The organism is Helicobacter sp. 16-1353 (assembly GCF_003288815.1).
In the GTDB taxonomy this organism is placed as follows: Bacteria; Campylobacterota; Campylobacteria; order Campylobacterales; family Helicobacteraceae; genus NHYM01.
This window is the reverse complement of the sequence record NZ_NHYM01000003.1, coordinates 30,880-51,797: the sequence shown is the minus strand read 5'-3', so window position 1 is coordinate 51,797 and position 20,918 is coordinate 30,880. Positions and strand designations below refer to the sequence as shown.

Sequence of the window (20,918 nt, the reverse complement as noted above, 5' to 3'; positions counted from 1 at the left end):
ATTATATAGCAATAAGCTTAATAATAACTTAATTTAAGTTTTTCTTAAAAATTATACTATTATGAATAATGTTGTTCTTGGAATCTAAGCAGTTTAGAATTATGCTCATTTATAGAATAGGCTTCATCATATTGTTTTCTAACAATATCTTCTATCATTTTTTTCTGCTCTATAAATTCATCGCCTAAGATTTCATCAACTACATTATAAAGCTGGATATTTTGTCTTAGAATATCAAATGCTTTCTTTCTATCTTGGATATACAAAGAATTATCATCTTTATAAGAAAATAGCTTTAGCATAACCCTATCATAAACCTTTAGGGCTAGATTCTTAGGCTCTATATTCTTAAGTAAAAATGCTTTTGTATTATCAAGGACTTTTTGTTGATTTATGGTATTCATATAGATTAAAATAGGAAGCAATATAAACAATCTCTCAAATTTAGCACCCAATGCCCTTGTTTGAAGCTTGATAAAGATTCTATCAATGAAGCTATATTTATAAAAATCCCGCAATGCTAAAGTCGTTTGATTAAACATTGATTTTATTCTTTCTCTAATTTTTCATAGAATATCTGTGTTCCAATGCCTTTTGTTGTGAAAAGCTCAAGTAGTATTGCATGTAAGATTCTGCCATCTATGATATGCACTTTTTTAACACCATTTTCAACGCAAGACACACAGGCATCTATCTTTGGCATCATTCCACCTGTGATAACGCCAGAATCTTTGTATTTTTTAGCATCTTTGGAAGTAATAGTGGATAAAAGCTCTCCATTTGCATCCAAAACACCTTTTATATCGGTTAAAAATATGACCTTATTTGCATTTATCGCCTTTGCAATCTCACAAGCCACACTATCTGCATTTATATTAAAGCCCGGATGTTCTATGCTATCACCAGAAGCGATTGGAGCGACTATCGGCACGAATCCATCATCTAATAATTTATTTAATATCTCAATATTAACATCTGTAATTTCCCCAGTATAACCAAAAGTATCAAAATCCTTAGGTTTTGCCTTTAGCAATCCTGCATCTTTTCCGCTAATGCCTACTGCTTTTACGCCGTGATAACCGAAGAAAAATGTTAATTCCCTATTTATATCGCCATTTAATACCATTTCAACGATTTTCATAGCTTCTTTGGAAGTTACACGAATGCCATCTATAAATCTGCTTTCAATATTTAGAGATTCTAGCATTTGACTTATTTTCTTGCCTCCACCATGGACAATTATAGGTCTAATACCAAGCATATACAAAAGTATAATATCAAGTGCAAAATTTTCTCTTAGCTTTAGATTCTCTTGGGCTGAACCGCCATATTTGATTACAATAGTGCTTCCTCTAAATTCCTGTATAAAAGGTATAGAATCTACTAGAATATTTGCAATTTTTATTTTACCAAGCAAGTTAAATCCTAAAAAATAAATTCTTAATATAAATTTTGTTATTATATCTTAAGATATATATTAAATATATCTTTTTTCACACATAAAATTAAACACTACAAAAGAAAAGGGGGATTTTGTGAATATAGTTATACTTGATGCAAAAACACTTGGAAATAGTAATTTAGATGGTATTGCAAAGCTAGGAAAAATATCAATCTATCAAACAACAAATCAAAAAGATGTGATAAAAAAAGCTAAAGATGCAGATATTATACTAACAAATAAGGTTATATTAGATGCTAACACATTAAAAAAGCTTCCAAACCTAAAGCTAATATGCGTAACAGCCACAGGAATGAATAATATTGATTTAGAAGCAGCAAAAAAATTAAAGATTGAAGTAAAAAATGTAGCTAACTATAGCACTCAAGCTGTAGCTCAACATACATTAATGTTTGCATTAAATCTACTTGGCAAACAAAATTATTATGATAAATATGTCAAAAAAGGTAAATGGGCTAAAAATGATATTTTCACTTATATTTGCTCTAAAAATGAGCTTTATGAATTAGAAAATAAAAATTGGGGAATAATCGGCTTTGGCAATATCGGGCAGAAAGTCGCACAACTAGCACAAGCCTTTGGTGCAAATGTGAAATACTATTCCACAAGTGGCAAAAATGTGGTTAAAGGATGGGAACAAGAGGAGAATCTACAAGAATTATTAAAAAATAGTGATATTATCTCAATCCACGCTCCATTAAATGAAAAAACAAAGAATCTTATAACAAAAAAAGAGCTTTCGTTACTCAAAAAAGACGCTATTTTAATCAATATGGGACGCGGTGGAATAGTAAATGAAAAAGACTTAGCAAAAGTTATTAAAAAGAAAGATTTTTATTTTGCTTGTGATGTTTTAGAAGTAGAACCTATGGCAAAAAATCACCCATTTTTGGATAAAAAAATACAAAATAAACTACTATTAACGCCACATATTGCGTGGGCTTACAAAGAAGCAAGAAAAAGGCTATTAGAGGGCATACAAAATAATATTAAAACCTTTATTGATAAAAAATAATAAATGCGACATCTTATAAAGATGTTGCATATTTTAAGATATATTTTTATTTTCAAAACCTAAATATTCTTATAAAAACCAACTTTCGAGTTTCTTAAATTTTACCTCAATAGCTCATCTATATTTTCCCAACTCCAATATTTTTCAATATTTAATTAACCCTAATCTTACTAAATCATCTTTGCATACAAATAATATTAAGTTATATATTTGTTACTAAAATTAATTAAATTCATAAATGTGTATTACACATAATGATTTTAATGATTAGGAGGGGTTAGATGTTTAAAAAACTAACAACAATGTTACTTGCATTTGGACTTTTAATACAACAAGGATTCGCAGAGGATGCAGAATCTTTGATTAGCAAACTAAGTCTAGATGGAATGGCTTTCATTCGCTATGTTACTGATAGTGGGCAGAATGCAGGCGGTCAATCGTGGATTTTTAGGATTGCTCCGGGTTTAACATTACATGATATTAATGGCTTTAGTTTTAATGCGGGAATTCTCTATCACTATAGTGCTGTTCCCGTGCAAGGATTCACAACTGATGGTGCGGTAGGTGGCTCTAGAGCGACTAGAGATTTATTTATAACAGGCGGAAATGCCTTTAGTATAAACACACTTTGGGGAAAATATCAATTCTCCAAAACCTCCATCACACTTGGCGTAAATCGCCTTATTTCACCATTCACAGACCCCGGAAACGATAGGGCAGTCGGTGGGACACTAATATCAAATGATATTTCAAATATTATGCTTTTTGCTGGGTATTATGATAGCGTAGCATTAGAAAATGCTCTATATAATTACTCACTTAGCTGGGGAAATAATCTAGGGATTTTGGGCGTAAATGGCAATTATGATTTATTTGGCTTTAAGCTTTGGTATTTTAATTTTGATAAAATCACAAATGGCGTTTTTGGGGAGTTTAAAGTAGGCAAGGAATACGCATTCACCGCACAAGTCGCATATAATGATATGTTTAAATCGCCAACCTACAAAGGTGTTAGTGTAAATGGGGTTAAATATCCACATTCCCAGCCTTTCGGGTATTTTATCAATGATGGAAGTGGCAGATTTGTAGGAATTAATGGAAATAGAAAAATAAGCGATAATGTCGCCAAATCACGGGGAATCTACGCCTTTAGAATTAGTGCAAAGCCACTAGATTCGCTAAATTTGCGAGTGGGATATACGGGAAGCTTTGGAGCTGGATATGGCGTGGGCTTAGAGCCTAATGCAATTATGACAGGTGGCAGATGGTGGAACTTTAACTCTGGGCTTGGCGGAAATGGACTTGGGCTATTTGGTGCTGGAGCGAATGAAAACTCCCATATAAATCACTGGTATTTTGCGATAGATTATAAGATAATACAAGATTTAATGGTAAATTTGGATATTTCGGGTATTAGTGGAAAAAACGACTTTGTAACTTTCGCAAGAATGCAGAATGGCACAAAGGTAGGCGGAATCCAAGACTATCGAATGGGAAATGCCACGTTAACCGAATTTAGCCCATCGATTTCATATAATCTAACCAAAAGCACGAAGTTATGGGCGTATTACGCTCTAACTATTGGGCAAGTTCAAGCAAATAGAATTTGGCTTGAAATGATTTATAGATTCTAGTTTTACAAGCAGGAATCTTTTAAGATTCTTGCTTTTGCTGAAAAATAGAATTTGCAATATTATCCTAAAACTACTTTTCAATCTTATCTCGTTTAGATTTTATCCATTCGCTTAATTTTGCCAAATACACATAGAATAATGGCACGAAAAATATCGCCATAAAGGTCGCTGAGAGCATTCCGCCGATTACCCCAGTGCCTATTGCATGCCGTGAGAGCGACCCAGCCCCAGAGCTAATTGCCAGTGGCAAAACGCCCATTGAGAAGGCTAAAGAAGTCATTACGATTGGGCGGAAGCGGAGCTTTGCGGCGTTTATGGCGGATTGGATTATACTTTGCTTTTCTTGCTCCCTTAAATGCGTGGCAAACTCCACTATCAAAATGGCGTTTTTTGCTGAGAGCGCGATTAATATCAAAAGCCCCACTTGCAAATAAATATCATTTTCTAGCCCTCGAATAAAGGTCGCCAAAACCGCCCCAAATATCCCAAAAGGCACGGCAGTAAGCACGGCTAGGGGCATAAGCCACCTTTCATATTGAGCCACCAAAATCAAAAATACAAAGATTAGCCCAAATGCAAATGCGATTGGTGCTGTGTTGGCATTCGCCCTTTCTTGGTAGCTTGAGCCTGCATATGCTAGGCTAAAGCCCTCTGGCAAGACTTTATTCGCTGCTTCCTCAATCGCTCCTAGCACATCACCGCTAGAAAAGCCCATACTTGGGAACGCCATAATCTGTGCGGCTGGGAAAACATTAAAGCGATTGACGACCTCCGCCCCCACTACTCGCTCCACGCTCACAAGCGAACTAAGCGGAATTAAATTGCCATTATTTGACTTTACAAACACATCGCTTAAATCGCTAGGGCTTTGGCGATACCGCCAGTCGGCTTGGGCTACAACTTGATAGATTTTGTTATACAGCTCGAAATTATTCACATAATAGCTTCCAAAAGTAACTTGCATAGTCGAAAACACATCGCTAATATTCACGCCTAAGGCACTTGCGGCTTCTCTGTTTAGATTCGCCTTGTATTGCGGTGTATTCACTGCGATATTGGTGAAAACTTGCGAAATCGCCGGGCTTTTCCCGGCTTCCTCTACGATTAGATTAGCCAATCTTTGCAACTCCTCCATACTCGCACCAATGCGGTTTTGTAGCCACACATTCGCACCACTGGAATCCATTCCAATAATTGTCGGCGTTTGATTGATGATAAATCTTGCCTCCGGATAATCACTCAAACGATTTCGCAATCGCTCGATTATCTCATCTATGCCCTCTCCCTCGCCTTTTCGCTCACTCCAGTCGATTAATCGGTGGAATCCAACTCCAGCACTGCTCTTAAAACTCCCCTGAAGTCCGCTAAAGCCCACTGCCGTAGTCATCTCGCTAACTAGCGGTTCTTCTTCTAGCAGAATCTTAATCACATCCCTCTGCACCTTATCCGTCCGCTCAATCGACGCACCCTCTGGCAAAATCGTATGAAGCTGGATAAATCCCATATCTTCAGCCGGGACAAGCGAAGTAGGCAGACGCTGAAATAAATCATATGAGATTCCAACTAGCCCAATAAATAAAATCACAAATAAGATTCCCCTCCTAAGCACTTTCGCCACTCCAGCGGAAAATCTAGCAGTAAGCCAATCAAAAAATGAATTAAATTTGGCAATCAAATAAAATGGCTTAGATTCTTTCTTTTTCAAAAATATCGCACAAAGTGCCGGAGTGAGTGTGAGTGCCACCGCCCCAGAAATCACCACAGAAATCACAAGTGTTATAGCAAACTGCCGATAAATCGCCCCACTAAATCCACCCATAAACGCCACGGGGATAAACACCGCACTTAGCACCAAGACGATCGCCACAATCGCCCCGCTAATCTCACTCATCGATTTTATCGTGGCTTCTTTGGCACTCAAATGCTCTGTATGCATTATCCGCTCGACATTTTCAATAACGATAATGGCATCATCGACCACAATCCCAATTGCTAGAATTAGCCCAAAAAGGGTCAAAAGATTAATAGAAAATCCAAATAGATACAGCCCCACAAAAGTCCCAATGATAGACACTGGAATAGCAATCACTGGGATAATAGTCGCCCTAAGATTCCCCAAAAATACATAAATCACAAGCACAACCAAGATAATCGCCTCAATAAATGTTTTCAAAACCTCATTAATCGAAGCGTGAATAAACTCCGTAGGGCGGAACGGACTGGAATATTGCATTCCCTCTGGGAAGCTTTTGGATAGCTCGGCTAGGGTAGATTCCACTCTATCTGCCACCTCGACCATATTCGCCCCCGGCTGTAAAAATACTTGAAATGGGGTGGAAACGATGTCGTTATAATAATGCTCGTTTAGATACTCTTGCGCCCCTAGCTCCACTCTTGCCATATCTTTTAGCCTTAGACTTGAGCCGTCAATGTTAGAGCGGATTATGATATTTTCAAACTCCTCTACGCTAGAAAATAAGCCATTTGTGGTAATAGTATAAGTAAATTGTGTATTTTCTGTGGGCTGACCCCCAAAGCTACCCGGGGCAAATTGTGCGTTTTGAGATTGGATAATATTTATTACCTCAAGTGGGGAGAGATTATAAGAGCTTAGCTTTTGGGGGTTTAGCCAGATTCTCATCGCGTAATCTTGGCTACTCCAAAACGCCACATCGCCCACGCCCGGAATCCGCTTTAGCTCATCAAGCACATTCAAAAGCCCGTAATTTGCGATATAAAGCTGATTGTGATTTGGGTTATCTGAATATAAATGATATGTGCCAATAACTGCCGTGGAGCGCTTCCGCACGGTTACGCCTAGTCGCTGCACCTCACTTGGGAGCTGACTTATGGCGGATTGGACGCGATTATTTACATTTACCAACGCCATATCTGGATTCACATCATTATTAAAAAATACGCTCGTAGTAAGCCTACCACTCGAACTAGCCGAGCTTTGCATATAAATCATACCCTCGACGCCATTTATGCTATTTTCAATTACGCTCGCCACACTCGTAGAAATGGTCTCCGCACTCGCCCCCGGGTATTGTGCTATCACCATAACTTGCGTTGGCACGAGCTGGGGATACTGCTCGATTGGCAAAATGCGAATGCAAATCGCCCCAGCAATCACCAAAATAATCGAAATCACCGCAGAAAACGCCGGGCGATTGATGAAAAATTTAGAAAGCATGAAATTCCTTTAAAAAAATATTTAACTAGATTCCGCGTGAAATGGGCTTTAAAGCCTTTAATTTTTAAAGATTCTATTCCTTGCGGAAAGCTTTATTTAAGGCGTTTTTTTCTACCACCTTTTTATTGTGTGAAACCAAATCCACAAAATTTATAAAAATTGCGTTAGCGATTTTTTGTAAACTAAAATCCCGTGCAGTAGCACCCGAAAAAGCGAATTATTAAAACTTTAAGTTTTTGGTAATTCGTAAAATAGGGGCGGTGGGCGGGAAAAGATAAAGAAAGAGGGCGAAGCCCTCTACCGCTTAAAAATCCCATATAAATTTAGATTCAAGGCAAAGCCTTTATTGAATCACTTTTCCACAAAAACGCTATTTTTTATTTTTTGAGCGTTTTGTTTAGCAAAGGGGGGACAAGGGGCTTGAATGGTGATTTGCCAAAGGCAAAGGCGAAATCGCTCCCCATACCTATCGCAATCTCCCCCAAAATTGGCTTTAGCCAATTTCCTTGCCAACCCCCGATGACGCTTCTTGCGGTGTCCGTGCTACGCACGGAAACTTAAGAAGTTCATCTAAAAATCGCTTTAGCGATTTTTTAAATCTCGTGTGAGGCATAGCCTCACATAAAAAAGGGTGGTGGGCGGGTCAATAAAAAATCTTTAGGTAAAGCCTTTAAAACAAGCATATTAAAACCCCATTTTAAGCCCTACAAAGTGGGATTTTTAGGCAAAGGTGCATTCGCTAGATTGCTAGAATCTAGCTTGAGAGCCACCTGCATTCCCTCGACTAGCTTCACAAGATTATTCGTAACCACCACATCGCCCACATTTAAGCCACTCTCGATAATTGCCAGATTCTCGCTCGTATTTCTTTGGGCGATTTTGATATAGACTTTTTTGATGATTTTTATAGATTCACTTGAATCTAGATTCGTCGTAGAATCCGCTAGATTCGCCACAGATTCGACGAATTCCGCAGAATCTAAGTTAGCAGATTCCATAGATTCTATAGATTCTATAGATTCCTTAGATTCCGTCGGATTTGCCACATACACAAAACTCCCATTGGAATCTTGTAAAATCGCCGTTTGCGGTATTGTAGCGACATTTTTAAGCTCCAAGCCACTAAGCCGAACTTGCAAAAACTCATTTGGAATTAGGAAATTATCGCTATTATCAAAAATCGCCCTAGCCCTTAGCGTAGCGGTATTTTCATCTAGTGTGCTATCCAAAAAGTCGATTTTACCGCTGGAATTTTTAGGCTTAAATCGCTCAAGATTCACACCTAGATTCTGTGGATTTTGCGTGTTTAATGCAGTGTTTGGATTCTGCGACCCATTTAGATTCTGTGGATTTTGCGGATTCTTGGCATTTAATGCATTATTTAACGCCCCATTTTGCAAGATAAAATCCACTTTTATATCCTCCAAATCGCTATTTCGAATAATATCAATATCGCCCGGCGGAATTGAAAAGTCCGCATATATCGGGCTTAGTTGGGTTATGGTCGCCAAAATATTATTGCCATTTCCCACCATATTCCCAATATCGATATTTCTTGCACCAATTTTCCCGCTAATTGGGGCTTTAACCTCTGTATAGGCTAGATTTAGCTTGGCATTTTTAAGACTTGCTTTAAGCGAATCTAATCTAGCTGTTGCACTCCTAAAATTAAAATGCGAAGTGTCAAAAACATCGATTGTAACGACCTTTTGTGCGTATAATTTCTCAATTCGATTAAAATCCCTAGTCATCATATCCAAGTTCGCCTCGGCGGATTTTATCTCTGCATTTAGTCGCTCAACCTCCGCTAAATAGGCACTCGGCTCGATTTTAAAAAGTAAATCGTCTTTCTTTACCAACGCTCCCTCTTTAAAATACTGCTCCATTAAAATGCCCTCCACACGGGCATAAACCTCGCTTTGCTGGATACTCTTAAATCTCGCTGGATATTCCAAAACTATATCTACATCATTATTTTCTACCAAGATTCCAGCCACTTTTGGGCTTTCTTGCTCTTGCGTTATTTGCGCTTTTTCGCTCGACCCACAGGCGATAAAAAATAGAGTAAAGATAAAAAAGATTATTATTTTTATACTTTTCATCACAATTCCTTTAAATAGCAGATTCCTTGCTTTTTATGGATATTTTAAGATTCTCTTAAAGATTCTAAAATTTCATAGATTTCTATAGATTTCATAGAATGTGCTTAAAAAGCCATCTAAGTAATATAATTATAAAAAACATCATAAAAAACTAGGTAGAATAAAATCTATAATTTTCTTGCCTAATTCTCCAAATTTAAAAGTTAAAGTAATACAATCTCTACTTTAAGCCCTTTATTAGCTAAAGCTAGTGATTTTAAGAATGTTGAAAGATTTAATATTAAAAAAGTCTGCATTAGAAACAATAACGAATTTTGAGATTCTTTAATTTTATAAAGTTAGTTTATAAGAAAGATTATAGATTCCAAGCTAAAAATTAGTAATTTCTATGATTATGTTTTTTTTTGGGGGGGGGGAATCCCCCAAAAGAATCTATTTTAAGAATAGGATTAAAATGTATAGTTATATCCCACTTGGACGATATAAGTGCTTAGTTTTACATTTGCTGCTTGGGTTAAGACAGTTGTTTTATAGTCATATGCCACAAGTGGAATCTTAGCTCCAATTAGGATTTGATTAGATTCATTTACATTAAATGTAAGTCCTAGATTTAATGGCACGGCAAGTCCGCCTTTATTCTCTCCACCAAAAGTCATAGTAGTTACTCCACCAGCCATCGTTGGAGTCCAAGTCGGCTTAAAGGTTTGGTAGCCTACTCCAAGTCCTACATACACGCCAAATAAATCTGTTGGATTAAAATAATAATCTACATTTAGTGTAATTAATTGTTGTTTTATATCAGCCTTAACCTTACTAAACATCACACTACCGCCCTCTTTGTTGCCATAGGATGCATTATAGTTATATTCTAAATAATATTTTAATCCCATATTATTACTTAGGGCTTGTTTATATCCTATATCTATACTAGCCGCCCAGCCTATTCCATTACTTGGTAATCCACTTTTCATACTATTTAAAGCACCACCATAGCTTGGCGATGTGATAGGAACGCCCACATTTACACCTAAGAGAAGTCCGCTATTTTGAGCTGCAGGAAGAAAACTAAATAACCCCCCCCCAGCAATAATTGCTAGACCTAAAATAATTTTTTTCATTTTTACTCCTTAAATTTTAAAATGAGGCAAAATATAATATAAAACAATTCAAAAGTCAAACTTAAATCTACCTAACTATGTAAATCCAAATTGAAAAATAATATTTCTATAAAGCAATATAAATGAATAAAGAAAAATAAATGTATAATTTCGCATTCTATAAAGCCTTATTGGAGCAAAAATGCAAACTATAACTGAAAAGATATTTTCCGCCCATGTTGGAAAAAAAGTCTATGCTGATGATATAATCGAGTGCGATATTGATATGGTGGTGGGAAACGACATCACCACGCCCCTATCTATCGAGGCTTTTTATAATGCGGGAGCTAAAAAACTCGCAAAGCCCGATAATTTCTTTCTCGTTTTAGACCACTTTATCCCAGCCAAGGACATTCAATCAGCAAATCAAGCCAAAAAAAGCAGAATCTTTGCCAAAGAGCAGAATCTAAAATACTTCTTTGATGAGCGTGATATGGGGATAGAACACGCGCTTTTGCCAGAAAAAGGGCTTGTAATGCCCGGCGATGTGATAATTGGTGCAGATTCCCACACTTGCACGCACGGGGCTTTGGGGGCATTTTCCACGGGAATGGGAAGCACGGACTTAGCCTATGCGATGGTTACTGGGCGAAATTGGTTTAAAGTGCCAAAAAGCATAAAAGTCGAGTTCATAGGCAAGCCCGCCGAGCATATCTATGGAAAAGATTTGATTTTAGAGCTAATCCGCCAAATCGGCGTCGATGGGGCGCTTTACAATGCCTTAGAATTTTGCGGCGAGGGGATAAAATATCTTGGAATGGACGATAGATTCTCAATCTGCAATATGGCAATCGAAGCTGGAGCAAAGTCCGGGATAATCGCATATGACGAGGTTACAGAGGATTTTTTAAAAAGCCGTAAATCACTTAGAGCCACACCAAAAATCTACCATAGCGACGAAAATGCCACATACAAGCAAAAAATCACCATTGATATTTCCAAGCTAGAGCCAGTCGTGGCATATCCATACTTGCCATCAAATGGAAAGCCCGTGAGCGTGGCGATGAGTGATAATCTAAAAATCGACCAAGCCTTTATTGGGAGCTGCACTAATGGGCGCATTAGCGATTTAAGAATTGCGGCAAAAATCTTAAAAGGTAAAAAAATCCACAGCGATGTCCGCCTCATAGTTACCCCCGGAACACAGCAAATCGCCAAACAAGCCCAAGAAGAGGGATTAATGGATATTTTGCTAGAAGCTGGAGCCTTAATCAGCAATCCAACTTGTGGGGCGTGCCTAGGCGGATATATGGGGATTTTGGGCGATGAGGAGCGATGTGTATCGACCACCAATCGAAACTTTGTTGGGCGAATGGGTGCAAAAAGCTCGGAAGTCTATCTTGCAAACTCCGCTGTAGTGGCTAGAAGTGCCTTAGAGGGGAGAATATTTGACCCACGAAAATAGATTTGAAACTATCGTCCGCTATACACGAAGTTAAACTAAAAGGAATAAAATGATAATTGATGATAAATTACTAAAAAGATTAGAGAATCTAAGTGCCATTGAAGTTGGTGAGGATAAAAAAGAGGAGATAAAGTCGCAGTTAAGCGAGATTTTGAACTTTGTGGAGAATCTAAATAGCCTTGATTTGCCAAGCGAGATTCCACATAGGAATCTGCCAACGCCTTTAAGAGAGGATACTCCAAGTAATGCAGGGATTGCCGAATCTGTCCTAGAGAATGCTCCAAATGCAAAAGAGCGATTTTTCATCGTGCCAAAAATCGTAGAATAAACTTGCAAAAATACTAGAAAATAGATTTTTTTAATATGAATAAAACATTTGATGTAAAAATAGAATCCTCGTGGAAAAGGGAGCTTGAGGGCGAGTTTCAAAAAGAATATTTTTTGATTTTGCGAGAAAATTACCATAATGCAATCAACAAAGCAAGGCAGAATCCAAAGAATGCAGTTCTTCCGCCTCCGAATCTACTTTTTAACGCCTTTAATTTGGTGCAATTTGATAGTGTTAAAGTCGTAATCATAGGGCAAGACCCATATCACAATATCGAAAATTCCACGCCACAGGCAAATGGACTAGCCTTTAGCGTTTCGCCTAATCTAACTCCGCCTCCCTCGCTAAAAAATATATTTAAGGAAATAAATCGCGATTTGGGGATTAAGATTCCCAAAAGTGGGGATTTGACCTCGTGGACGAAACAAGGCGTTTTGCTACTAAATTCCATTTTGAGCGTAGAGCTTAATAAGCCCCTTTCTCACAAGGCTTTTGGCTGGGAGATTTTCACGGATAAAATCATCGAAATTATCTCATCTAAAAGGGAAAATATCGTTTTTATGCTTTGGGGAAATTACGCGAAAGGAAAAAGAAAATTGATTGATGAAAGGCGGCATTTTATCTTAGAAGCCCCGCACCCATCGCCACTTTCAAGGGGATTTATCGGCTGTTCACACTTTAGCAAATGCAATGAAATCTTGGCTAAAAATAATCTTAAAGAAATCAATTGGGCTTTGGAGTGAATCCAAACAGAATCTATAATAAAATTTTAGGACTTTTGTTTCTTAAAACATTCTTTCCCCAACTGCCAAAGATACCTATCAATCTCCTTTAAATCGTATTGTTTAATATCATAAAAGGCACTAAATTTTATTAATACATCTTTAAAAGTGGCGTATTCCTTTAAATCCGCTTTTTTGAAATCATAGAATCCATCCCTTTTTGCAAAGTAAAGCAAAACTTTCTTCACATAGCTATCATAGATTGGAAATTCCTTTGCTTTATCTTTGTGGTGGGAGCAGTATTTACTAGCAAAAGAATAGAAATTTATTATTTTTTTATCATTTTTATCATTTTTGCCACTAACCTCAACTCTTGCGATGGATTGAACCAGCGACATATCATTATCTTTTAATCGCTCATCGACATTTAGCTTTTTTATATGCCTTGCCACATCGAAAACCCAGCGAATATTCGTGCTGTAAAAGTCATTTAAACAACTAACTTTTATAAGAATCTCATCTAAATTATCATTTTTTGGAAAAGTGTCCCAAAAGAGCTTATTTAGGGCATTTTCTTGTGCTACATAGTTTGCCTTTTTCAACCATTCTTTTAAATAATATTCAACTTTATCTTTACTTGGTGTTGATATATTTTTCTTATCCATAATTATCCTTTAACTTTTATGAATAATTATAATCTAAACTGGCACAAAAGCATAAAAAGCAAAAATAAATTTTCATATTAAGCAAATTTTAATATAGGGGGGGGCAGAATATATCTTTTAATTTTACTTTAAGGGCGTAATATGAGAAAAATAATGGTTTTTATGTTTTGTGGGCTTATTAGCGGAGTATGGGCGAATAATATCACAATCGAGCTAACCCCAGAAGAGATTATGCAGATAATGGAAATGCGGAAGCAAAAGCAGGATGCAAAATCGGATTCTAACACAGGATTTGATAACTATGAGGACGATGATGATTTAAGAGATAGGAATGCAAGGGATAGAAATCCGCAAAAGAGGAGAGATAGGGAGGTAAGCGATGGATATTACGAGGAATATGAATATCCGCAAACTAGGGAGAGAAAACCCACTACAAAATCAAGGAAATCAACCCGCCAGAATCCACAAACCCAACAATCACAAATTAGACAAACACAAGAATATAATGAAACTTATGACGAGTATTACGACAATAATCAATATAATGACTTATTCGTGCAGGAGAATCCAGCCCAAAAATCTAGCAATATAAAAAATGCTAATGCAAAACCTACAACTATGACAAACGATGATGTAGCAGCGGAAAAAACGGGATTTTTACTTGGACTTGGAACTTCTATTATATATTCTAATCTTACAATTGGAAATGTAATAAATGAATATGAGTTTTCATCAATTATGAATGACTTTGAACTTCAGCTAGGCTTTCAACGATTTTTGAATCCATATTTTGGAGCTAGGGTTTATTTAGATTTATTATACGCATTTTACGGATACGGAACTGCTACGCAACTAAACTACCCATATACATATACTACGGACATTAACTCAAATGCTTTTGATATAGCGGGTAATATTGACTTGCTGATAGATTTGCCATTTGGGGAAAATAGGCATATGGCAGTAGGGCTTATTTTAGGAATTGGGTATGGGTATATTAGCTATAGTGCAGATAATGAAGCCTATATAGCAAACCCTCTATATCTTTTCGAAGGGAAGCTTTCTGGAGGGCATCTTAATGCTAGTTTTGGGGTATCTTTCCTATTTTTTCATAAAAATAGAGTTGAATTAACGCTAAAAACTATGTTTAATTCTAAGGCAAGTTTTATGAACTATGGAATTAGATTTACGCATACATTCTAACTTTAAAGAATCTAAAAATTTGCATTTTGGTGGATTTAAAGGGAAACTCTTTTTATTTTACTTTACTTCACACCAATCTCTTGTTGGGAAACTAAGCGGTGCTTCATTTTCAACTTCCAAAAAGCATTAGCTTTCTATAAGCAAAATTTCCCAATAAAGCCATCTACTAGAAAATAGAAGGATTTCAAAGAATCCAAAAGATATTTCAAAGCAATCAAAGAGCAAATTCTATCTCCAATTTAATAAGCCCCATTTTGTTATAATTAAATCTTTAAAATCCCATAGAATCCACAAGGAATTTAATAAGAATTTTCGCAAATTTTCGCGGCAAAGATTCACAAAGGATAGTCAATGACCCCAGAGCAAAGCACTAGAATAAAAATCGATGAAATGCTACAAAATGCCGGATTTGTCGTGCAAGATAGAGCGGAGTTTAATCGCACTGCTTCGCTTGGCGTGGCGGTTAGGGAGTTTGCAATGCGCGATGGGAGCTTTGCGGACTATATCTTATTTATCGATGGCAAGGCTTGTGGTGTAATCGAGGCAAAAAAAGAGGGGATTTCGCTTGGCGGAGCGGAGATTCAAGCTAGTAATTACGCTAGAAATCTCCCAAAAGATACCAAATCTTGGGCGGAGCATTTTAATATAAATAGCGATTTGGTTTTTGCCTATGAGAGCAATGGAAATGAGCTTAGATTCAGGGATTTTAGGGATATAAATGTCCCTAGTAGGAATCTTTTTAGCTTTCATAAACCGGAATTTTTAAAAGAAATCTTGCTAGAAACTAGCACTTTACGAAATCGCCTTAAACCTATCCCACCAATCTCCCAAAGTCCGCTAAATGCAAATCTTAGGGCGTGTCAAAGTGAGGCGATTTTGGGCTTGGAAAATTCGCTTCAAAGCTCCCGCCCACGCTCCCTTATACAAATGGCAACTGGTGCTGGTAAGACCTACACAGCGTGTAATTTCACCTATCGCCTTTTAAAATTCGCTAAAGCAAAGCGGATTTTATTCCTAGTGGATAGGAATAATCTAGGTCGCCAAACAAAAAAGGAATTTGATAATTTTATCCTAGCAGATTCCGCTAATCGCAAGTTTAGCGAGGTTTATACCACTAGCCACTTGGTTAGTAACGCCATTGATAAAGACGCAAAAGTTATCATCACCACCATTCAGCGACTTTATTCCATGCTTTGTGGGGAGAGCGAGTTTGAGGCGATAAATGAGGAAAAATCCAGCTATGAAAATGCAAATAAAGAGCCAAAAAAGGAGGTCAAATACAATCCCCAAATCCCCATTGAAACATTTGATTTTATAATCGTAGATGAGTGCCATAGGAGCATTTATGGCGAGTGGAGAGCGGTTTTGGAGTATTTTGACGCATTTATCATTGGGCTATCTGCCACGCCTTCAACGCATACGCTAGGCTTTTTTAATAAAAATATAGTCGCAGAGTATCCGCTGGAGCGCTCAATAATTGATGGTGTAAATGTGGATTGCGAGATTTACCGCATAAAAACTAAAATCGGCGAACAAGGCGGAATCTTAGAAGCCGGCAAAATCCCAGTGCGAGATAAACGCACTAAAAAGCTTATTTATGAGACTTTGGAGGACGATATTGAGTATTCCAAAAGCGACTTGGATAGAAGTGTGGTAGCTAAAAATCAAATTAGAGCCGTAATTGAAGCCTATAAAAACGCCCTTTTTACCCAGCTTTTCCCGGAGCGGAAAAATCATAAAGAGGGCGAGTGGATACCCAAAACGCTAATTTTTGCCAAAGATGACGCCCACGCCGATGAAATCGTAAATGCAACAAGGGAAGTTTTTAGCAAAAGCGATGAATTCGCACAAAAAATCACCTACAATATCGGCAATGCAAAGCCGGAAATGCGTATAAATGCATTTCGCACCGACCCTAAATTCCGCATTGCCGTAACTGTGGATATGATAGCCACCGGCACGGATATAAAGTCGCTTGAAGTGCTGATTTTTATGCGTGATGTGAAGTCTAAAAGCTATTATTTTCAAATGAAAGGGCGAGGCGTGCGAACGATAGATTCCACTAGCTTACGAGAAGTTACGCCAAATGCGATTAGCAAAGAGAAGTTTTATATAATCGACGCTGTGGGCGTAAGTGAGCGTCAATGGAAGGATAACGATTCTCGTCCGCTGGATACTAAAAAATCTATCTCGCTTAAAAAGCTATTAGAAATCATCGCAAAGGGCAATCCGGACGATGATACGCTCATCACAACAGCTCGTAGAATCACCCAAATAGAGCGCAAAGCAGATAAAGAGGACTTGAAAGAAATCTTAGAATTAACCAACGATAAAACCTTGCGAACTATCGCAAATGAATTGCTGAATCTAACTGACCCGGATTTTATAGAATCTTGCAAAGAATCCGGAGTGGAATCCAGCGTGGAATCCGGAGAATCCGCAGAATCTAACGCAGAATCCCAAGCCGAATCTAATCCGGAATCTGCCACAGAATCCGCAGAATCCGCCACACATTCCACGCCGGAATCCAACGCCATTTTTGAAGCAATAAAAGAGCAGATTCTATCCCCTTTTAATAACCCCACTTTCCGCCAAAAGCTCATAGACTTAGCCAAAAAATGCAAAATGTATATTGACTGGACTCCAGATGAGGTCATCTCCACCGGAAATGTGCCAAATCCCGAAGATAGCGAGGTTATAGCGGACTTTGAAAACTACATTGAAAAGCACAAGGACGAGATTACCGCCCTATCAATTATCTACAACAATTCCTATAAAAACCGATTTTTGACCTATGAGCTAATCGATGAGCTATATAAAAAGCTGCTAGATTCTAATCCACTTTTTGATATAAAGTCGCTTTGGAAAGCCTATGCGGCGACTTGCGGCGATAAGGTCAAGCCACTTAAAAGCAAAGAAAGATTGACAAATCTAATCCAGCTCGTGCGCTTCGCCATAGACATTGATACCGAGCTAAGCGACTTTGAAAGCGTGGGAATCACTCGCTTTAATCTATGGCGTGGGCGAGAGATAAAAAAGGGCGTAGTTTTCACTGCCGAACAAGACGCATTTTTACTAAAAATCCGCGATTATATACTCTCTAATGCGTGTATAAAAAAGGTCGATTTGCAAGACTGCGCGGACGATTTAGGCGGAATCTATAAGGCAAAAATGCTCTTTGGAGAGCGATTAGATTCCATAATTTTAGATTTAAATACAACTTTGGTGGCATAAATGGGAAAAATAGAGAATCTACCGGCAAATTGGGAAGTTAAAAGGCTTGGGGAATGTTTAGAATACGAACAACCCACTAAATATATTGTAAAAACTACGCATTATAGCAATAGCTATAAAACCCCCGTTTTAACCGCTGGAAAAAGTTTTATACTTGGATATACAAATGAAACAGAGGGAATTTTTAGCAAGATTCCTGTAATAATTTTTGATGATTTTACAACCGCTACGAAATTTGTAGATTTTAATTTTAAGGTTAAATCGTCCGCTATGAAAATTTTACACCCCACAGAAATAGCAAATATCAAATTTGTATATTATTTTATGCAGACGATACAACACAGAAGCGACACGCATAAAAGATATTGGATTGGAGAATTTTCAAAGCTAGAGATTCCCTTACCACCACTTGGGGAGCAAAAGGAAATCGTGGGGATTTTGGAGAGTAGATTTGCTAGGCTGGATAGGGCGAGGGATTTGCTGGAATGTGTGAAAAAGGATTTAAAGCGATTAAAGCAATCCGTCCTAAAATCCGCCTTTAATGGCTCCCTTCTCAATCCGGCTTCTTTTGACTTAGATTCCACGAATCTAGATTCTAAAAACTTGGATTCTATGGGCTTAGATTCCACGAATCTAGATTCCACAAACTGGGAAATAAAAACACTTGGGGAAGTCTGCGAATCTATAAGCTCAAACATAGCTTTAAAAGATATTAAAGACAAAAATGGCAAATATCCCATTTATGGGGCTAAGGGAATTGTTTCGTATGTTGATTTTTACAAACAAGAAAAAGAATGTTTAGCGGTGCTTAAAGACGGAGCTGGAGTTGGCAGAATCTTATTGTTACCGGAAAAATCATCAGTTATAGGAACTTTGCATTATTTGGTAAATAATGATAATGTGTATTTAAAATATCTATATTATTTTATGAAAACTATAAATTTTACTAAATATATTTCCGGCTCTGCGATTCCACATATTTATTTTAAAGATTATAAAAATGAAAAGATTCCCCTGCCACCACTTAAAATCCAAGAAAAAATCGTCCAAAGAATCGAGCATTATTTTAAAGTAATAGAGCAAGTTGAAAAGCTAGTGGGTGATAATCTAGCAAATATATCTAAGAGCAAAAAATCGCTTTTAAAGTCCGCATTTAGCGGAGGATTAAGCCAAAAAAGAGGGGTTAAGAAAAATGCATAATCTAGTAAATAAAGTATGGAATTACGCTTCGATTTTACGCGATAGTGGCGTGAGCTACACGGACTATGTGGCACAGCTAAGCTATCTCTTATTTTTAAAAATGGATAGCGAGGCAAGGGAAATCGGCTTAGATTCTAAAATTGATGAAAAATACTCATGGGAAGTTTTACGAAGTCTTAGTGGCGAGGAGCTGGAATCTAGCTATTCTAAAACGCTAAATGAGCTATCCAAGCAAAGCGGAATAATCGGGCAAATCTACCAAAAAGCCGCAAATAAAATAACTGAGCCCGCCAAACTCTCAAGGCTAATCGCCCTAATAGATGGCGAAAACTGGCTGGGACTAGGCGATGTCAAGGGAGCGATATATGAGGGCTTACTACAGAGAAACGCCACTGAGACCAAAGCTGGAGCTGGGCAATACTTCACCCCAAGAGTGCTGATAAAATCTATCATAAGCGTTATGAAGCCACGATTTGATATGAGTATATGCGACCCAGCGTGTGGGACTGGGGGCTTTCTAATCGGTGCGTATGAATATATGAAAACCCAAACGCAAGATAAAAAAGCGCTAAAAAGGCTAAGGGAGGAAAATTTGAGTGGCGTGGATATAACGCCGCTTGTAGTTAGCCTATGTGCGATGAACTTATATTTGCACGGGCTAGGCGGAGAAAAGGAGCTGGTGAAAACTGGTGATTCGCTTGTGAGCTTAGGGGCTGAGCGATATGATATGGTGCTGACAAATCCGCCATTTGGCAAGAAATCCAGCACGAAAATAATGGGCGAGGGCGGAAATATCGTCGTAGAAAAGGGCGAATACGCCAGAGAGGACTTCATCTCCACGACTTCAAATAAGCAGATAAATTTCTTACAACACATAATGAGTATTTTAAAAATGAATGGCAAAGCCGCAGTGGTGGTGCCGGATAATGTGCTATTTGAGGGGAATGCTGGGGAGCGAGTGAGAAAGCGGCTTTTGAGTGAGTTTGACCTGCATACGATTTTGCGACTGCCTACTGGGATATTTTACGCGCAAGGGGTGAAGGCAAATGTCCTATTTTTTGATAAATATCCGCCGCTTGAGAGTGGATATAGGACGAAAGAAGTGTGGGTGTATGACCTAAGGACGAATGTAAATCTAAGCCTTGTTACAAATACGCTAAATGAGGGGCATTTAAGCGACTTTGAGAAATGCTATGAGATGCGAAAAAGTGGCGAGGGAGCGGAAAATGAGCGATTTAGAAAATTTGGCATTGATGAGATTTTAAAAAGGGATAAGACGAACTTAGATATTTTATGGCTAAAAGATGAGAGCCTAGAAGATGCGGAGAACTTGCCGACTCCGGAGATTCTGCTAAGTGAGATAAAGGCGAATCTAAAAAGTGCGCTAAAAGTGTTGGAGGAGATTTAGGGCTTTTGGGCTGTTTTGGATTCGCGTGGATTCTCGTGGCGTGGGATTCTCGTGGCGTGGGATTCTCGTGGGTTTCTTGCGGATTTGGGCGGATTTGAGAGAATTGGGCTTGAGTGAGAATCTTATAAAGTTTAGATTATTTGGGATTTAGGTTTTTAGGATTCTTGCGATTTTTGGATAAAGATTA

Annotated in this window: 16 protein-coding genes; 10 read left to right on the top strand and 6 right to left on the bottom strand. The window is 37.8% G+C overall.

All coding sequences use genetic code 11. The annotated features are described in order from the left end of the window. Positions 1–59: 59 nt before the first annotated feature. Positions 60–542 (bottom strand): hypothetical protein, encoded by a 483-nt coding sequence (locus CCY99_RS02485; protein ID WP_112059838.1) that lies wholly within the window; start codon positions 540–542, stop codon positions 60–62. 5 nt (positions 543–547) lie between these two features. Then, positions 548–1,417 carry an acetylglutamate kinase gene (gene argB / locus CCY99_RS02480; RefSeq protein WP_112059837.1) on the bottom strand — a complete coding sequence of 290 codons (870 nt, stop codon included), beginning with the start codon at positions 1,415–1,417 and terminating at the stop codon, positions 548–550. A 118-nt stretch (positions 1,418–1,535) separates the two neighbouring features. Here argB and CCY99_RS02475 point away from each other — a divergent pair, with 118 nt between their 5' ends. Both CCY99_RS02475 and CCY99_RS02470 read left to right on the top strand, forming a co-directional pair. After that, positions 1,536–2,477: a D-2-hydroxyacid dehydrogenase gene (locus CCY99_RS02475; RefSeq protein ID WP_112059836.1), complete on the top strand. Its 942-nt coding sequence runs from the start codon at positions 1,536–1,538 to the stop codon at positions 2,475–2,477. 281 nt (positions 2,478–2,758) lie between these two features. Beyond that, positions 2,759–4,111 (top strand): hypothetical protein, encoded by a 1,353-nt coding sequence (locus CCY99_RS02470; RefSeq protein ID WP_112059835.1) that lies wholly within the window; start codon positions 2,759–2,761, stop codon positions 4,109–4,111. Between the two features lie 70 nt (positions 4,112–4,181). Here CCY99_RS02470 and CCY99_RS02465 read toward each other — a convergent pair whose 3' ends face one another. Further along, on the bottom strand, positions 4,182–7,307 hold the full coding sequence (locus CCY99_RS02465) for a multidrug efflux RND transporter permease subunit (protein ID WP_112059834.1): 3,126 nt from the start codon (positions 7,305–7,307) through the stop codon (positions 4,182–4,184). 420 nt (positions 7,308–7,727) lie between these two features. On the opposite strand from CCY99_RS02465, the gene CCY99_RS09435 reads away from it, so the two are divergent. Then, positions 7,728–7,868, top strand: coding sequence for a hypothetical protein (locus CCY99_RS09435; protein ID WP_181646803.1), 141 nt, complete (start codon positions 7,728–7,730; stop codon positions 7,866–7,868). A 143-nt stretch (positions 7,869–8,011) separates the two neighbouring features. Here CCY99_RS09435 and CCY99_RS02460 read toward each other — a convergent pair whose 3' ends face one another. Further along, complete coding sequence (locus CCY99_RS02460; RefSeq protein ID WP_112059833.1) at positions 8,012–9,409, bottom strand: efflux RND transporter periplasmic adaptor subunit; 1,398 nt, start codon at positions 9,407–9,409, stop codon at positions 8,012–8,014. 449 nt (positions 9,410–9,858) lie between these two features. Continuing rightward, entirely contained in the window at positions 9,859–10,527 is a 669-nt protein-coding gene (locus tag CCY99_RS02455; RefSeq protein WP_112059832.1) for an outer membrane beta-barrel protein, read from the bottom strand. 181 nt (positions 10,528–10,708) lie between these two features. On the opposite strand from CCY99_RS02455, the gene CCY99_RS02450 reads away from it, so the two are divergent. The 3 genes from CCY99_RS02450 to ung are packed head-to-tail and all read left to right on the top strand — an operon-like array spanning position 10,709 to position 13,042. Beyond that, positions 10,709–11,971 (top strand): 3-isopropylmalate dehydratase large subunit, encoded by a 1,263-nt coding sequence (locus CCY99_RS02450; protein ID WP_112059831.1) that lies wholly within the window; start codon positions 10,709–10,711, stop codon positions 11,969–11,971. A gap of 49 nt (positions 11,972–12,020) precedes the next feature. Continuing rightward, the gene (gene gatC, locus CCY99_RS02445) at positions 12,021–12,299 is read left to right on the top strand and encodes an Asp-tRNA(Asn)/Glu-tRNA(Gln) amidotransferase subunit GatC (RefSeq protein ID WP_112059830.1); all 279 of its coding nucleotides are present in this window, start codon (positions 12,021–12,023) and stop codon (positions 12,297–12,299) included. A gap of 35 nt (positions 12,300–12,334) precedes the next feature. Next, complete coding sequence (ung, locus tag CCY99_RS02440; protein ID WP_112059829.1) at positions 12,335–13,042, top strand: uracil-DNA glycosylase; 708 nt, start codon at positions 12,335–12,337, stop codon at positions 13,040–13,042. Between the two features lie 26 nt (positions 13,043–13,068). Here the strand turns inward: ung and CCY99_RS02435 are convergent, their stop codons facing one another. After that, the gene (locus tag CCY99_RS02435; RefSeq protein WP_112059828.1) at positions 13,069–13,686 is read right to left on the bottom strand and encodes a hypothetical protein; all 618 of its coding nucleotides are present in this window, start codon (positions 13,684–13,686) and stop codon (positions 13,069–13,071) included. Positions 13,687–13,827: 141 nt separating this feature from the next. Here CCY99_RS02435 and CCY99_RS02430 point away from each other — a divergent pair, with 141 nt between their 5' ends. The 4 genes from CCY99_RS02430 to CCY99_RS02415 all read left to right on the top strand — a co-directional run bounded on the left by CCY99_RS02430 (position 13,828) and on the right by CCY99_RS02415 (position 20,731). Next, positions 13,828–14,889: an outer membrane beta-barrel protein gene (locus CCY99_RS02430; protein WP_112059827.1), complete on the top strand. Its 1,062-nt coding sequence runs from the start codon at positions 13,828–13,830 to the stop codon at positions 14,887–14,889. Between the two features lie 351 nt (positions 14,890–15,240). After that, entirely contained in the window at positions 15,241–18,123 is a 2,883-nt protein-coding gene (locus CCY99_RS02425) for a type I restriction endonuclease subunit R (RefSeq protein WP_112059826.1), read from the top strand. Then, positions 18,124–19,323: a restriction endonuclease subunit S gene (locus CCY99_RS02420; protein ID WP_112059825.1), complete on the top strand. Its 1,200-nt coding sequence runs from the start codon at positions 18,124–18,126 to the stop codon at positions 19,321–19,323. After that, the gene (locus CCY99_RS02415) at positions 19,316–20,731 is read left to right on the top strand and encodes a class I SAM-dependent DNA methyltransferase (protein ID WP_112059824.1); all 1,416 of its coding nucleotides are present in this window, start codon (positions 19,316–19,318) and stop codon (positions 20,729–20,731) included. Before CCY99_RS02420 ends, CCY99_RS02415 begins: the two co-directional genes overlap by 8 nt. Positions 20,732–20,918 lie beyond the last annotated feature (187 nt).

Excerpts from the sequence above, each read along its gene's own strand:
- CCY99_RS02460 (WP_112059833.1), bottom strand. The coding sequence starts at position 9,409 with ATGAAAAGTATAAAAATAATAATCTTTTTTATCTTTACTCTATTTTTT.
- CCY99_RS02485 (WP_112059838.1), bottom strand. The coding sequence starts at position 542 with ATGTTTAATCAAACGACTTTAGCATTGCGGGATTTTTATAAATATAGC.
- CCY99_RS02465 (WP_112059834.1), bottom strand. The coding sequence starts at position 7,307 with ATGCTTTCTAAATTTTTCATCAATCGCCCGGCGTTTTCTGCGGTGATT.
- gatC (WP_112059830.1), top strand. The coding sequence starts at position 12,021 with ATGATAATTGATGATAAATTACTAAAAAGATTAGAGAATCTAAGTGCC.
- CCY99_RS02455 (WP_112059832.1), bottom strand. The coding sequence starts at position 10,527 with ATGAAAAAAATTATTTTAGGTCTAGCAATTATTGCTGGGGGGGGGTTA.
- CCY99_RS02425 (WP_112059826.1), top strand. The coding sequence starts at position 15,241 with ATGACCCCAGAGCAAAGCACTAGAATAAAAATCGATGAAATGCTACAA.
- CCY99_RS02420 (WP_112059825.1), top strand. The coding sequence starts at position 18,124 with ATGGGAAAAATAGAGAATCTACCGGCAAATTGGGAAGTTAAAAGGCTT.
- ung (WP_112059829.1), top strand. The coding sequence starts at position 12,335 with ATGAATAAAACATTTGATGTAAAAATAGAATCCTCGTGGAAAAGGGAG.
- CCY99_RS02415 (WP_112059824.1), top strand. The coding sequence starts at position 19,316 with ATGCATAATCTAGTAAATAAAGTATGGAATTACGCTTCGATTTTACGC.
- CCY99_RS02430 (WP_112059827.1), top strand. The coding sequence starts at position 13,828 with ATGAGAAAAATAATGGTTTTTATGTTTTGTGGGCTTATTAGCGGAGTA.
- CCY99_RS02470 (WP_112059835.1), top strand. The coding sequence starts at position 2,759 with ATGTTTAAAAAACTAACAACAATGTTACTTGCATTTGGACTTTTAATA.
- CCY99_RS02450 (WP_112059831.1), top strand. The coding sequence starts at position 10,709 with ATGCAAACTATAACTGAAAAGATATTTTCCGCCCATGTTGGAAAAAAA.
- CCY99_RS02435 (WP_112059828.1), bottom strand. The coding sequence starts at position 13,686 with ATGGATAAGAAAAATATATCAACACCAAGTAAAGATAAAGTTGAATAT.